Genomic DNA, 15,097 nt, shown 5'->3' with positions numbered 1-15,097 from the left:
CACGACCTACAACGCCAGCGGGATAGTTCACGCCACCGCCGGGCAATACACCGCGCATGCGACCGATTTCATCTACACCACTGCGCAAAGTCAGACAGCCACCTTCCCGACCGAACTCAAAACGGACAAGGGCAATCTCGACCTGTTCCGAAACTACGCCAACAACCGCCCCTTGAAAGGTGCGGCCTATCAGGTAGAGGACGCACTGGGCCAAGTCCTCAAAGGCACGCTGGACGCTAACGGGTTCGCGGCGGTAGCCGCTGTCAGCCCTGGTCCCACCGCTGTTGAACTGGAGAAAGACCCAGCTGACCCATGGGGCGCCGGCAGCTACTTCGACAACCTGAAAAAGGATTTTTCAGGCTCAGTTGCCGCACCTGAAGCTCCCCGGGCATTCCAGGGTAACGAGGGCTTCGCCAAGCATGGGGCACAGCTATTGAACGCCTCGCTAGATACCACCGCCCTTTCTGCGTCACCCATCTCCCAGCTCGGCACTGCCGGTCACGTGGCCAAATCACTCACCCAGGAAGGGAGCTGATGCCATGAATGCACAGGACAAAAAAGCCATCGAAGAACGCGAAGTCGCCCTCGTCCCCCTCAACAACCTGGTCGCGCAAGACCTGGGCCAAGGCGAAAACATCGTCAACGAGTGGCTACTGGACCTCAGTGCCAACCAGATCGACCTGGCCACCGTCAAAGCCTGGGCCGGCGCCGTGCCGATCGTGGGCAACATCGTCGCCCTGTTCGACGCACTGGGCGACATCATTCACCTGAGCAGAACCGGCTCCCGCGACCCGCTGGACTGGGCCAGCCTGGGCATCAACCTGATCGGCGTGGTGCCCGTCCCGCCGACCATGGCCGCCGCACGGATGACCCTGCGCCCGGTGCTGTTCCTCACCCGCCAGCAGCTGAAGAAAAACAAGGGCGACTTCGCCGAGGCCGTGATCAGCATCATGGTCGGCCACCTCAGCGCCACGCTGATGGGCGAAATCGAAACCTTCGTCGCGCGGGCCGAAACCGAACTGCCCGGCATCCTCAACAATGCCGCCAACACCGGCTTCCAGACCCTCAACAGCCTGGCGGACACGATCGAACGCATCGCCAAGGGTGAGATCGACACTACCCAGCAACGCAAGGCCATCGTCAACAGCGCCCAGGCCATTTACGCCCCCATTCAAGAGCCGTCCGCCTGGGACCTGCTGACGCGGGCGGGCGCCGTCATCAGCACCGCAGCCGGTGCAATCCAGTACGGGGCTACGGAGGCCTACAAGGCCGCTGCGAGCAACAGCGGTGGCTGGGTCCTGAGACGGGTTCAGCCGCATACCGCCGTGCTCAGGGGGCTTGCCCAACTGATCCGGCAAATGCTCACTGCACTCGCCAACCCGGCCACACAAAACAGCATCGCCTGGCTGCTGGCTCAGCTCAATGCCGGCCTGAGCAAGCGAAGGCCCGCGCGCCGGATCTCGGTCAACACCCCGGCACACGGCTCGGGGGTGGCCAGGCACACAGGCACGGAAAGCCGTATCGAGGCCACTCACCACGAAGCCCGCCCCAAAAACGACCCGCGCTGCAACCTCAACGGCACCTGCCCCGGCACCAGCAAGAGCATCAGTTATGCCCGCGGTACCGAAACCCTCGTGCACACCGACTTCAACCTGCCGGGCGTGTTTCCCATCACCTGGGCGCGCACCTACCGCTCCAGCCTGGACGCCTATGACAGCGGCGAGTTCGGTGCGCGCTGGATCACACCGTTCTCGATGCGTTTCGATGTTGTCGACGAGGGTGTGCTGTACCACGCCGACGATGGCCGCACGCACCTTTACGCCCTGCCCAAGGAGGGCAAACCCGTCTACGACCCGGTGGAAAAAACACTCCTGATCCGGGTCGATGAACACCGCCTGGCCCTGGCCCACGGTCATCGACGCCATGAACACTACGTGCGCGAGGGTGATGGTTTCCGCCTGGTCGGCATCATCGAGCGCGGCGGTGCACGCATTGCCCTGCATTACGAGCATCAGCACGCGGGCAAGGCGGTGCTCTCCGACCTGATCACCTATCAGGATGAACACCAGCACCGGCATGTGCAGACCCAGCTCGACGAGCAAGGCCGCATTCATGCCCTCTGGTTAATGCAGGATGGCCGCCAGGCGCGCCAGTTGGCCGGCTACGACCACGACGAGCACGGCGACCTGCGCACAGCACGCGATGAACACGGGGCGCAGTGGAACTACCAGTACCAGCACCACCTGGTGACGCGCTACACCGACCGCACCGAACGGGGTATCAACCTTGAATGGCTGGGCGACGGCGCGGATGCCAAGGCCGTACGCGAATGGGCCGATGACGGCAGCTTCGACACACGCCTGAAATGGAACCCGCATATCCGCCTGACCACCGTCACCGACGCCCTCGGCCAGGAAACCCGCCACTACTACGACTACCTGGGCTACACCTATCGCATCATCCACCCGGACGGCAACGAAGAATGGCTGCTGCGCGACGACGCCAAGAACGTCATCCAGCATGTGCATACCGACGGCAGCATCGACCGCTACATCCATGACGAGCGCGGCAACCTGCTTCAACACACCCGCCCCGACGGCTCGATGGTGCACCACGCCTACGACGACCTCGACCAGCGCTTCAAGACCCTCGATGCCGAGGGCGGGTTGTGGAAGTACGACTACGACCAACGCGGCAACATCATCGAAACCCTCGACCCGCTGGAGAACAAAACCCAGTACACCTACAACCGCGACAACCTGCCCACCGCCATCCTCGACGCCAACGGCGGCGAGAAAACCCTCAGCTACACCCGCGACGGCCAGCTGGCCAGCTACACCGACTGCTCAGGCAAGACCACGCTGTTGAAGTACGACGCGCTCGGTCAACTGAGCAAAACCGTCAATGCCGCCGGGGAAGCCACCGAGTACCACTACAACGCCGGTCACCTCAGCCGCCTGGTCTACCCCGACAAGACCGAAGACCGCTTCGAGCACGACGCCGAAGGCCGCCTGCTCAGCTACACCGACGCCCTGCACCGCCGCACCCGCTGGGACTACAACGAAGCCGGGCTGATCCGCCAGCGCCACCACCCCGACGACACCACCCTCACCTACCACTGGGACAAACTCGGCCAGCTTGAACGCCTGCGCAACGAGAACAACAGCGAAGCCAGCTTCAAGTACGACCCCGCAGGCCGCCTGACCCGGGAAACCGGCTTCGACCAGCAGGCCACCGACTACTTCTACGACCACAGCAGCAACCAGCCCACCCGCCGCCTCGACGGCGACCGCATCACCCGCTTCGCCTACGATGCCATGGGCCGCCTGGTGGAACGCCGGGCCGGTGCCCGTGGCGGCAAGGTGTGGGAGGTCGAAACCTTCGCCTACGACGGCAATGGCAACCTGCTGATCGCCGAAAACCAGGCCTGCAAACTGCAATGGTTCTACGACAAGGCCGGCAACAACACCCGCGAGCACCAGCACTTCAAGTACGCGAAGCAACCAACGGTCGCGGTCTTCACCCACGAGTACGACGCCCTCAACCTGCGCATCGCCACCACCCGCCCCGACGGCCACCGCGTCAGCTGGCTGACCTATGGCAGCGGCCACCTGCTCAGCCTCAAGCTCGACGACCGCGAACTGCTCAGCTACCAGCGCGACGACCTGCACCGGGAAATCGGCCGGGAGCAAGGCAACGGCCTGATTCAACGCCAGCGCTGGACGCCTAACGGCCAGTTGCAGCAGCAAACCCTGGCCCGGCATGGGGCCACCACCCGAATCGCGGTACGCGACTATGCATACGACGCCAGCGGCCAGCTCACCCACATCAAGGACCTGCAGCGAGACAATACCTTCTACCGCTACGACCCCCTCGGCCGCCTGCTGGAAGCAGGCAACCGCCGCAAGCAAGAGCTGTTCGCCTTCGACCCGGCCAGCAACCTGCTGGACCCACAGGCCCCGCCCGGTCCCAATCCGCACTCGCCGCGACGGCTGAACGACAACGTGTTGCGCAGCTATTGCGGCACGCAGTACCGCTACGACGAACGCGGCAACCTGCTGGAGCGGAGCGAGAACGGCAAGCGCGGCCACTTTGTCTGGGACCTCTTCAACCGCCTGCGGCGGTACGAAGATGACCGCCTGACTGCCAGCTTTGACTACGATGCGCTGGGGCGCCGGCTGTACAAATACTCCCGCTCCAAATACCGCGACCGGCCCCAGGCCGGGCCGGTGTGGAACCAGAACGCGCGGCGGCAACGCGATGAGGAACTGGGCTGCGGATTCACCTGGTACGTGTGGGAAGGCGACACGCTGGCGTTTGAGTGCCGGGACCGGGACGGAAAAGGCCACAGTACCCATTACGTGTTTGAACCAGGGACCTTTGTGCCGGTGGCACAGGCGGTGTCCAACCACGTGGTCGAGCTGATACCGCAGCCGGTGTATGTGTTTCCGTATGACATCGACAAGGATCCGGTGTGGTTGCATAAGCCGAAACCGAAGCCGTTTGGTGCGCTGGCCTGGTACCAGTGTGACCACCTGGGCACGCCGATGGAGCTGACGGGTGAGGATGGGGAGATAGCCTGGAGCGGGACGTACAAGGCCTGGGGGTTGGCGGAGGAAAAGCGCAGCGAAAAGGCGATGTGGGCGGAGATACGGAATCCGCTACGCTTTCAGGGACAGTACTGGGATGTTGAGACGGGGCTGCATTACAACCGGTATCGGTACTACGACCCTGTTATCGGACGATTCATAGCCAAAGATCCGATCGGCTTTTTGGGTGGACTGAACATATATGGTTACGTCCAAAATCCTGCCCAATGGGTTGACCCTTTCGGTCTTGCTAAACTAAGCCATGCCGCAGACTTTGATACCGCAAGACGACAAGCATTTAAAAATGCGGGAATGGATGATCCCGACCGGGTTGTATTTTCGAAAATCGACACTACTACAGGCACAGTGGTTGAGTTCAAGGGACCAGGAGGTAGTAAGGTTGCATATGACGCCCCTCATGCTGACATGGATCCAAAGAGCGGGCATGACAAGCCGCACGTTGGCTGGCAAACAGCCGGTAAACGAAGCAAATGCGGTTGTGGCGACAGAGGAAACATCACATATCCTGGTCCGCAACATCCTCATCGCGCAGACGAAAAGTGAGGTCACCATGAATTCGGATTCGTTAACACTCATTCAAGAAATACTTCAAGCGCTAGACAAGCAAGAGCTTGCACGCACAGAGCCTATACAAAAGAAAGAAATCCTATCAAAAATACAATCAGTTTTCATCAAAGGAAACCCTCGAGCATGGTGGGCATCGTTAATTTCAAAACCTAAAATACAAACTTATAATGACAACACTGGATACCTTCACCTATGTGAGCTAGCACCTAACCAGGAGGAAGATGTATGGCTGATAGCAGATGAAGACAACGAAGAAAAGTTTCTCTTTAGCTTGCCACTTAACTGTATACCATCAGTACTTGACGACTGTAGATATTTTGAATACTACATAGTCAACAAACAATTAAAGTGGATGATAGCTGAAAACGACCATGGTGATCTGATCTTCTGCAACGCACCAGAACTATAGAAAGCCAGCAAACGAAATAATTATACACATAAAACCTACAAACATATTTCTATCATTCTCTGATCGGAGCATCAGTCGATGCTCCGCAGCCGAGTCACTTCCTCAGACCTTCTTGAAAAACCAGGAAACTTTATTCATTCATCACCACGAGTACCACATAGGCAAAAACGCTTAGAACATCTACCACATCCCGCACTCACAAAAACACGACCAGGAAATTATCAAACCATATAACACTAACCGCTCACCCCAAAAGCATAACCATCTACACCTAACAGATTTAACAGCTCTTTAAAAATTTACATTTCTGCGGGTCGACGCAGTATCGAAATGAAGTTCGATTGAGCTACATCTTGATCGTCGCATCAAACTTCTCGAAACCCTCGACCCGCTGGAGAACAAAACCCGGTACACCTACAACCGCGACAACCTGCCCACCGCCATCCTCGACGCCAACGGCGGCGAGAAAACCCTCAGCTACACCCGCGACGGCCAGCTGGCCAGCTATACCGACTGCTCGGGCAAGACCACGCTGTTGAAGTACGACGCGCTCGGCCAACTGAGCAAAACCGTCAATGCGCCGGGGAAGCCACCGAGTACCACTACAACGCCGGTCACCTCAGCCGCCTGGTCTACCCCGACAAGACCGAAGATCGCTTCGAGCACGACGCCGAAGGCCGCCTGCTCAGCTACACCGACGCCCTGCACCGCCGCACCCGCTGGGACTACAACGAAGCCGGGCTGATCCGCCAGCGCCACCACCCGAATAGCGGTACGCGACTATGCGCGAAGAGGCAACGCGGTGCATGGCACCGGCTACGCCGGTGTTCGCGGGTGAACCCGCTCCTACAGGGAAAGCATCGTGACACGCACAATGGATCCATACAAAATCCGATAATCGCACATAATATCATTAAACGCCTTATTTACTGTTGACCATGGATAGCACCACTGGCTCTAATGGATCCATTAAATAAAAACAAAACCCGGAGAGCCTCCTTCATGTACCCCAAAAACACCTGGTACGTAGCCTGCACCCCAGACGAAATCGCCACCAAACCCTTGGGCCGGCAGATCTGCGGCGAGAAGATCGTGTTCTACCGCGCCCAGGAAAACCGCGTGGCCGCCGTCGAGGACTTCTGCCCGCACCGTGGTGCGCCGTTGTCGCTGGGTTACGTTGAAAACGGCAACCTGGTGTGTGGTTACCACGGCCTGGTGATGGGCTGCGATGGCAAGACCGTGTCGATGCCGGGCCAGCGGGTACGGGGCTTTCCCTGCAACAAAACCTTCGCCGCCGTCGAGCTCTACGGCTTCATCTGGGTCTGGCCCGGCGACCAGGCGTTGGCCGACCCGGCGCTGATCCCGCACCTGGATTGGGCCGTCAATGAAGAGTGGGCCTATGGCGGTGGGCTGTTCCATATCGGTTGCGACTACCGCCTGATGATCGACAACCTGATGGACCTCACCCACGAAACCTACGTGCACGCCTCCAGCATCGGCCAGAAGGAAATCGACGAGGCGCCGCCCGTCACCACCGTCACCGGCAACGAAGTGGTCACCGCCCGGCACATGGAAAACATCATGGCGCCGCCCTTCTGGCGCATGGCCCTACGTGGCAACGGGCTGGCAGACGATGTACCCGTGGACCGCTGGCAGATCTGCCGCTTCACCCCGCCCAGCCATGTGCTGATTGAAGTAGGCGTAGCGCATGCCGGCAAAGGGGGCTATCACGCGGATGCGCAGCACAAGGCGTCGAGCATCGTGGTGGACTTCATCACGCCAGAGAGCGACACCTCGATCTGGTACTTCTGGGGCATGGCGCGCAATTTCGCGGCGCAGGACCATGCCCTGACCGATAACATCCGGGAAGGCCAGGGCAAGATCTTCAGCGAAGACCTGGAGATGCTGGAGCGGCAGCAACAGAACCTGTTGGCCTACCCGGAACGCAACCTGCTGAAGCTGAACATCGATGCCGGTGGCGTGCAGTCGCGCAAGATCCTGGAGCGGCTGATTGCCAAAGAGCGCATGCCGCAACCACAACTGATTGCCACCAGCGCTACCCCTGCCTGAGGAGAAGCCAAGATGATCGATGCCGTAGTGGTTTCCCGCAACGATGAAGCGCAGGGCATTTGCAGCTTCGAGCTGGCAGCGGCGGATGGCAGCCTGCTGCCCGCGTTCAGCGCTGGCTCGCACATAGATGTGCATTTGCCCGATGGGCTGGTGCGCCAGTATTCCTTGTGCAACCACCCCGAAGAGCGCCACCGCTACCTGATCGGTGTGCTCAACGACCCGGCCTCGCGGGGTGGTTCACGCCGCCTGCACGAGCAGGTACAGGCCGGCGCAAGCCTGCGCATCAGCGAACCCCGCAACCTGTTCCCGCTCGCGGAAGGGGCGCGGCGCAGTGTGCTGTTTGCGGGAGGCATCGGGATTACCCCGATCCTGTGCATGGCCGAGCAGCTGGCGCAAAGCGGTGGGGATTTCGAACTGCACTACTGCGCCCGCTCGAGTGAGCGTGCCGCCTTTGTTGAACGCATTCGTAAAGCGCCTTTCGCCGACCGCCTGTTCGTGCATTTTGATGAGCAGCCGGAAACGGCACTGGACATTGCCCGGGTGCTGGATAACCCGCAGCCGGATGTACACCTGTATGTGTGTGGGCCGGGTGGTTTCATGCAGCATGTGCTGGACAGCGCCAGGGGCCTGGGTTGGCAGGAGGCGTGCCTGCATCGGGAATATTTTGCCGCAGCGCCGGTGGATGCCAGCAACGACGGCAGTTTCTCGGTACAGGTCGGCAGCACCGGCCAGGTGTTCGAGGTACCCGCCAACCAGACAGTGGTGCAGGTGCTGGAGCAGCACGGCATCGAGATTGCGATGTCGTGCGAACAGGGCATTTGCGGCACCTGCCTGACGCGCGTGCTGCAAGGCACGCCAGACCATCGCGACATGTTCCTCACCGAAGAAGAGCAGGCGCTGAACGATCAGTTCACGCCCTGCTGCTCGCGCTCGAAAACACCTCTGCTGGTGCTGGACATCTGAGCCGGCCTACGACGAGGGCAGAATCACCTTCATGCCCTCTTCCACCGTTGCCCCGCCGAAGGTTTCGGCGTAGCGCAAGGTGGCGTTGGCGTGCTCGCGCATAATGGCTTCGGCGCGGGCACCCTGGCGATTGACCAAGGCATCGAACGCCGCGTGGTGTTGCATGTGCGCGAAGTTGAAGCGCCGGTATTCGCGGGCCAGGTCGTGGCGGTCCACGGCCAGCGCTGTGACGGAGGCAAACGGCAGGTGATCGTTGCGCGCCAGGGCATCGGCGATGGCCGGGTTGTGGCTGGCTTCGATGATGACCTGGTGAAAGCGCATGTTGAGGTCGTGGTAGGCCTGCAGGTCTTCTTCGGTAACGAAGCCCTTGTCGAACAACTGGTCGCCTTCGACCAGGCAGCGTTGCAGCGCTTCGCGGGCCTGGGCTGACAGGCCACGTTCCGCAGCCTGGCGGGCAGCCAGGCCTTCCAGTACGCCGCGTACCTCGACTGCGCCGGCGATGTCATCGGCACTGACCGAGCGCACCTGAAAACCCCGACCGCCAAAACGCACCAGCAGGCCTTCCTGCTCAAGGGTGCGAAACGCCATACGCACCGGCATGCGTGACACGCCGAACAGTTCAGCGGTGGGGACTTCCATCAAGCGCTCGCCAGCTGCAAGCTCGCCCGAGGCGATCATCTTGCGCAACGCGACCAGCACCATTTGACCAGGCTTGCTCATCCGGGCGACTTCCAGGGACATGAGCGGGCATCTTAGCGTAAGGCGGGGAGGTGCTGTTGGCTTGTTCGGGCAATACCAGAGACAGTGCGGCGTATCATTGGGGCTGCTGCGCAGCCCCAGTGCCTTCAAGGCGGCGCGGTGCAAGCTTTTATAGCGACAGCGGATAGCTGACGATCAGGCGGGTCTGGTCGAAATCACTGTTGAAGCTACGCCGGTTGGTCGCGTTATTCAGCCGGATGTTGAGGTTTTTCAACGCCCCGCTCTGGAAGGTGTAGTTCACTTCGGTATCGCGCTCCCACTCCTTGCCACTGCTGCCGTACACCGACATCCACTGGCTGTCGCCACTGACCTTCTGCAACCCCAGGTACAGCGTGTGGCCACTGCGCGAGGCCATCACCAGCACGTCGAAGCCATCGATCATGTTGAGAATGATGCAAATACCAATGGCCAGGCACTGAAGCGGCCCATCGGGTCGTTGTCCAGGCGTTGCTTGAGATCGGCATTCACAAGGTCACCTGCCGGTTCCGTAGCCCTGGAAAACCAGTCATGACTGGACCCTTTTTGTAATTGTTGTCGCATACGGCTGGAGGGATCCGGCCGTTGTCAGGCGCTAATCAACCGGATAGTGGATCCACAAACAATCACTTCAGCGGTGGAGGCTCAGGGTGTAACGCGGTGAACAAAGAAATAAAACGACAAAAAATCAATTTTATTAATTAATTTCAGCAGCTTACATATTTATACCGAAAAAGATTTCGTGTTCGTTTATCGCACAAATTTTATTTATGGATCCATAAATACACCAAAATCGACCTCAATCCTTATCACCAAGGGTTAGCCATGAACAAATCTTCATGATGTGCGCCAGCGCCCTGATCACGGGGCACACAGCCCCTACCCGCTTTCTGATGGGCGCCACTCACCTTGAGGCGGCGGGGCGTGTTGCGTAGCATCCCCCGCCCGTTCGCGCGCCCGCACAGCCAACGCGATACCCGTAGAAAGAAGAGCCCCGATGCCACAGCCCATCCCCCTCAAGGACCACGAAAAGGAAAAGCACCTGGTCAACCGCCGGCTTCTGGCCTGCGCCGCCCTGGTGTTCAGCCTGTGTGCCGTTCTGGTGGGACGGCTGTACGTATTGCAGGTGCTGCAGCACGACCAGCAGACCGCCGTGTCGGAAAACAACCGCGTACACGTACTGCCCATCGCCCCCGAACGCGGGCTGATCTACGACCGAAACGGCGTGGTACTGGCTGACAACAAACCCAGCTTCGACCTGACCATGACGCGCGAGCGGGCCGGTGGCGATACGGCCAAGGTGCTCGATGCCCTGACCCAGGTACTGGGCCTGACCGAGGACGACCGCAAGCAGTTCGACAGGGACCTGCGCCGGGGTCGCAAACCGTTCGAGCCCGTAACCTTGATGGTGGGCTTGAGCGAAGAGCAGATCGCCCTGGTGGCCGTGAACCAGTTCCGCCTGCCAGGCCTTGAGGTGGAGCCGCAGTTCATCCGCGAGTACCCGCTGGCCGAACATTTCGCCCATTCGGTAGGCTATGTGGGGCGTATCAACGAGAAAGAAGCCAAGGTCCTCGACAGTACCGAGTACCGAGGCACCCAATCGATCGGCAAGACCGGCATCGAACACTTCTACGAAAGCCAACTGCACGGCCACGTGGGCTACGAAGAGGTCGAGACCAACGCCCAGGGCCGGGTGATGCGCGTGCTCAACCACAAGGCCCCGACCCCTGGCCAGGACATCGTCCTGACCCTGGACGCCCACCTGCAGATCGCCGCAGAAAAAGCGCTGGGCGACCGCCGCGGCTCGGTGGTGGTGCTGGACCCGGCCAATGGCGATGTACTGGCGATGGTCAGCAACCCCAGCTTCGACCCCAACCTGTTCGTAAAAGGCATCAGCTTCAAGCAGTACGCCGAACTGCGCGACTCCATCGACCGCCCGCTGTTCAACCGCGTGCTGCGCGGACTGTATGCCCCAGGCTCGACGGTGAAGCCGGAGGTAGCCATCGCAGGCCTCGACAGCGGCGTGATCACCCCGGGCAGCCGGGTGTTCGACCCGGGCTACTACGAACTGCCCAACTACGACCACAAGTACCGCAACTGGAACCGCAGCGGCGACGGCTGGGTGGACATGTACACCGCCATCATGCGCTCCAACGACACTTACTTCTACGACCTGGCGCACAAGCTGGGCATCGACCGCCTGCACGACTACATGGCCGAGTTCGGGCTGGGCCAGAAGGTATCACTGGACATGTTCGAGGAAGCCTCCGGGCTGATGCCGTCGGCCGAGTGGAAGCGTGCCACGCGCCGCCAGGCATGGTTCCCGGGCGAAACGCTGATCCTGGGCATTGGCCAGGGCTACATGCAGGTCACCCCGCTACAACTGGCCCAGGCCACCAGCCTGCTGGCGAGCAAAGGGGTATGGCACCGCCCGCACCTGGCGATGACCGTGGGCGGCGATGCGCCAGTCGATCCTAACCCGATGCCCAACATCGTGCTGCACGATAAACATGCCTGGGACCAGGTCAGCCAGGGCATGCAGATGGTCATGCACGACCCGCGCGGCATCGCCCGTGCGGCGGCAGCTGGGGCGCAATACCGGATTGCCGGCAAGAGTGGTACCGCGCAGGTGGTAGCGATCAAGCAGGGCGAACGTTACAACCGCAACAAGACCCTGGAGCGGCACCGTGACAACGCCCTGTTTGTCGGCTTTGCACCGGCCGACCACCCGAGTGTGGTGGTGGCGGTGATGATCGAGAACGGTGAGGCGGGAGGCCGGGTGGCAGGGCCGGTGGTGCGGGAGGTGATGGATGCTTATCTGCTGGATGAGCAGGGGCATCTGAAGCCTGAGTTCGCGGGAGGAGTGACGGCTCACAGCGCGCCACACATTTAAGCATTTTGGGGTGCCTCGCCAGGGCGAAAATCAGGCATGGGCTTACCGGCCTCTTCGCAGGCGTGCCCGCGAAGCGGCCGGCGATACAAACGTTCAACCCCAGGACAGACTGGCTTGTCATTGTGAGTGAATCATTCGCCCAGGTAGGCCTTCTTCACCTGGTCGTCATGCAGCAGGGTCTTGGCGCAGCCTTCCAGGCTGATGCGCCCACCATCAATCACGTAGGCGCGCTGGCAGGTTTGCAGCGCCAGCCGGGCGTTCTGCTCCACCAGCAGCAACGTCACCCCACCCTTGACCACCTCGACGATGGTTTCGAAAATCTTCTGCACGATGATCGGCGCCAACCCCATGGACGGCTCGTCCAGCAACAGCAGCTTGGGCCGCCCCATCAATGCCCGGGAAATCGCCAACATCTGCTGCTCGCCACCCGACAGGGTGCCGGCCAGCTGGAAGGCACGCTCCTTCAGGCGCGGGAAGATGCCGTACATGCGCTCGATGTCGGCAGCGATGGCGTCCTTGCCGTCGCGCCGGCTGAAGGCGCCCATTTCGAGGTTTTCGTACACCGTCAGCTTGGGAAAGATCCCCCGCCCCTCCGGCACCAGCGCCAGCCCTTCGCGGATCAGGTCGTGGCCCTTGATCGCCGCATGCGCCTTGCCATCGAAGGTGATACTGCCGGCACTCGGCTTCAGTAGCCCGGCCAGCGTTTTCAAGGTGGTGGTCTTGCCCGCGCCGTTGGCGCCGATCAGCGCCACCATCTCACCCTCGCCCACCCTCAGGTCGATGCCCTTGATGGCCTGGATGGCGCCATAGCTGACCCTCAGGTCGCTCACTTGCAGAATGTTCTTCATGCCACTGCCTCTGCACCCAGATAAGCCTCGATCACGCGTGGATCCTTGCGCACGTCGGCCGGCAAGCCGTCGGCGATCTTGCGACCGAATTCAAGTACGGTGATGTGGTCGCACAGGCCCATCACCAGTTTCACGTCGTGCTCGATCAACAACACGGTTTTGCCATCCGCCTGCATCTTGCACATCAGTTGGCGCAGGCCTTCGGTTTCCGAAGCGTTCATGCCTGCAGCCGGCTCGTCGAGTGCAATCAGCTTGGGTTCGGTGGCCAGTGCCCGGGCGATTTCCAGGCGACGCTGGTCGCCGTAGGACAGGCTCTTGGCCAACTCGCCGGCCAGGTGGCCGATGCCCACGTAATTCAGCCAGTAACGGGCGGCCTGGCGGATTTCGCGCTCTTCACGCACGCAGGCCGGGGTACGCAGGATGGCGCCGAACACACCGCTGCGGGTACGCACATGGCGGCCAATCATCACGTTCTCCAGGGCGGTCATGTTGTGGAACAGGCGGATGTTCTGGAAGGTACGGGAAATACCCGCCTCCACCACCTTGTGCGGCTTGCTGATGCGCAGCGGCAAGCCGTCGAACATCACATGGCCCTTCTCGGCCCGGTACAGGCCGGTAAGTACGTTGAACAGGGTGGTCTTGCCAGCACCGTTAGGGCCCAACAGCCCCCGAATCTCGCCACGGCGAATGCTCAGGTCGATGCCGTGCAGTGCCTGCAGGCCACCGAAGAATTTACTGACCTGATGCAGTTCGAGAAGGATATCGCTCATGCCTTGTCCGCCTCTTTGATCGGGAGTTCGAAGGATGCCTGTTGAGGTACTGCAACGACCGGCGCGGGCTCTGCTTCCACTTCACCCTCGTGCAGCTCGGCACGGCGGCGGTCGGACGGCCACAGCCCTTCGGGCCGGAAACGCATGACCAGGATCAACGCCAGGCCGAACACCAGCATGCGCAGGGTCGAGGCATCCAGCACGTTGCGCAGGATGTCGCGGCTGATGAAGGTAACGTTGTCCATCACCCATGGCTGGATCCAGTTGACCAGGTCGCGGAACAGCTCGGGCATCACCGACAGGATCAGCGCCCCCAGCACCACGCCACGGATCGAGCCCATGCCGCCGAGCACTACCATGGCCAGCACCATGATCGATTCCATCAGGGTGAACGATTCGGGGCTGACAAAGCCCTGATAGCTGGAGAACAGCACGCCAGACACCCCGCCAAAGGTCGCGCCCATGGCGAACGCCAGCAACTTGAGGTTGCGCTTGTTCAGGCCCATGGCCTCGGCGGCCACTTCGTCTTCCCGCAGGGCCATCCAGGCACGGCCGATGCGCGACACTTCCAGGCGCTTGGACAGCACGATGCAGAGGATGACGATGAACAGGAAGAACAGGTAGTAGCTGATCACCGGCGAAACCTGCAGGCCGAACACGCTCCAGCTTTGCTGCAACGACAGCACGGGTGCCGCACCGGCATCCGGCGCATGCGCCCATGGCCCGAAATCGACGTGCAGCGGGGCAATGTCGCTGATGCCCTGGGGGCCATTGGTGAGGTTCACCGGCTGGTCCAGGTTGTTCATGAAAATGCGGATGATCTCGCCGAACCCCAGGGTGACGATGGCCAGGTAATCGCCGCGCAACTTGAGCACTGGCGCCCCGATCAACACGCCGCAAATGGCTGCGGCCACGGCTGCCAGCGGGATGATCACCCACACCGGCCAGTCCAGCACAACCTCGATCAGGCCGGCCATTTGCAAGTGCGGCGAGGCCAGCAGTGCGTACAGGTAGGCACCAATGGCGTAGAAGCCGATGTAGCCCATGTCGAGCAGCCCGGCGTAACCGATGACGATGTTCAGGCCCAACGCCAGCAGCACGTAGAGCATGGCAAAGCCAAGGATGCGCACCCAGGTGGGGCCGAGCATGGGGATGGCCTCGATCAGGAACGGCAGGGCGATAAAGCCGAGGATCAACAGCAGGTACTGGCTCTTGAGGTTTTTCATGACCGC

10 protein-coding genes and 2 pseudogenes are annotated in these 15,097 nt (G+C 61.0%); 6 read left to right on the top strand and 6 right to left on the bottom strand.

Annotation, left to right across the window (positions count from 1 at the left end; all coding sequences use genetic code 11):
• From PM2_RS31000 to PM2_RS30770, 3 genes and pseudogenes are all read left to right on the top strand, one after another.
• A pseudogene (locus PM2_RS31000) lies at positions 1-535 on the top strand (hypothetical protein); the annotation flags it as partial.
• Positions 536-539: 4 nt separating this feature from the next.
• Complete coding sequence (locus tag PM2_RS17295; protein ID WP_141745090.1) at positions 540-5,153, top strand: polymorphic toxin type 47 domain-containing protein; 4,614 nt, start codon at positions 540-542, stop codon at positions 5,151-5,153.
• Positions 5,154-5,160: 7 nt separating this feature from the next.
• Positions 5,161-5,586: a DUF6756 family protein gene (locus tag PM2_RS30770; RefSeq protein WP_141745091.1), complete on the top strand. Its 426-nt coding sequence runs from the start codon at positions 5,161-5,163 to the stop codon at positions 5,584-5,586.
• A gap of 504 nt (positions 5,587-6,090) precedes the next feature.
• On the opposite strand, the gene PM2_RS32085 is transcribed toward PM2_RS30770, so the two are convergent.
• Entirely contained in the window at positions 6,091-6,345 is a 255-nt protein-coding gene (locus PM2_RS32085; protein ID WP_230852965.1) for a hypothetical protein, read from the bottom strand.
• A 243-nt stretch (positions 6,346-6,588) separates the two neighbouring features.
• On the opposite strand from PM2_RS32085, the gene PM2_RS17285 reads away from it, so the two are divergent.
• Entirely contained in the window at positions 6,589-7,656 is a 1,068-nt protein-coding gene (locus tag PM2_RS17285) for a Rieske 2Fe-2S domain-containing protein (RefSeq protein WP_028699307.1), read from the top strand.
• Between the two features lie 12 nt (positions 7,657-7,668).
• Entirely contained in the window at positions 7,669-8,619 is a 951-nt protein-coding gene (locus PM2_RS17280; RefSeq protein ID WP_016714585.1) for a PDR/VanB family oxidoreductase, read from the top strand.
• Between the two features lie 6 nt (positions 8,620-8,625).
• Here the strand turns inward: PM2_RS17280 and PM2_RS17275 are convergent, their stop codons facing one another.
• Both PM2_RS17275 and PM2_RS17270 read right to left on the bottom strand, forming a co-directional pair.
• Entirely contained in the window at positions 8,626-9,339 is a 714-nt protein-coding gene (locus PM2_RS17275) for a GntR family transcriptional regulator (RefSeq protein WP_016714586.1), read from the bottom strand.
• Between the two features lie 148 nt (positions 9,340-9,487).
• Positions 9,488-9,715: pseudogene (locus PM2_RS17270) on the bottom strand (OprD family outer membrane porin); the annotation flags it as partial.
• 636 nt (positions 9,716-10,351) lie between these two features.
• Between PM2_RS17270 and mrdA the strand changes: the two are divergent.
• Positions 10,352-12,247, top strand: a complete 1,896-nt coding sequence (gene mrdA / locus PM2_RS17265; protein ID WP_016714588.1) for a penicillin-binding protein 2 — start codon at positions 10,352-10,354, stop codon at positions 12,245-12,247.
• A 131-nt stretch (positions 12,248-12,378) separates the two neighbouring features.
• Here the strand turns inward: mrdA and PM2_RS17260 are convergent, their stop codons facing one another.
• The 3 genes from PM2_RS17260 to PM2_RS17250 are packed head-to-tail and all read right to left on the bottom strand — an operon-like array spanning position 12,379 to position 15,091.
• Positions 12,379-13,095 carry an ABC transporter ATP-binding protein gene (locus tag PM2_RS17260; RefSeq protein ID WP_016714589.1) on the bottom strand — a complete coding sequence of 239 codons (717 nt, stop codon included), beginning with the start codon at positions 13,093-13,095 and terminating at the stop codon, positions 12,379-12,381.
• Positions 13,092-13,865 carry an ABC transporter ATP-binding protein gene (locus tag PM2_RS17255; RefSeq protein WP_016714590.1) on the bottom strand — a complete coding sequence of 258 codons (774 nt, stop codon included), beginning with the start codon at positions 13,863-13,865 and terminating at the stop codon, positions 13,092-13,094. The genes PM2_RS17260 and PM2_RS17255 overlap by 4 nt, the downstream gene beginning before the upstream one ends.
• Positions 13,862-15,091, bottom strand: a complete 1,230-nt coding sequence (locus PM2_RS17250; RefSeq protein WP_016714591.1) for an ABC transporter permease subunit — start codon at positions 15,089-15,091, stop codon at positions 13,862-13,864. The genes PM2_RS17255 and PM2_RS17250 overlap by 4 nt, the downstream gene beginning before the upstream one ends.
• Positions 15,092-15,097 lie beyond the last annotated feature (6 nt).

It is taken from the genome of Pseudomonas monteilii NBRC 103158 = DSM 14164 (genome assembly GCF_000730605.1).
In the GTDB taxonomy this organism is placed as follows: domain Bacteria; phylum Pseudomonadota; class Gammaproteobacteria; order Pseudomonadales; family Pseudomonadaceae; genus Aquipseudomonas; species Aquipseudomonas monteilii.
This window is presented reverse-complemented; position numbering and strand designations above follow the sequence as displayed.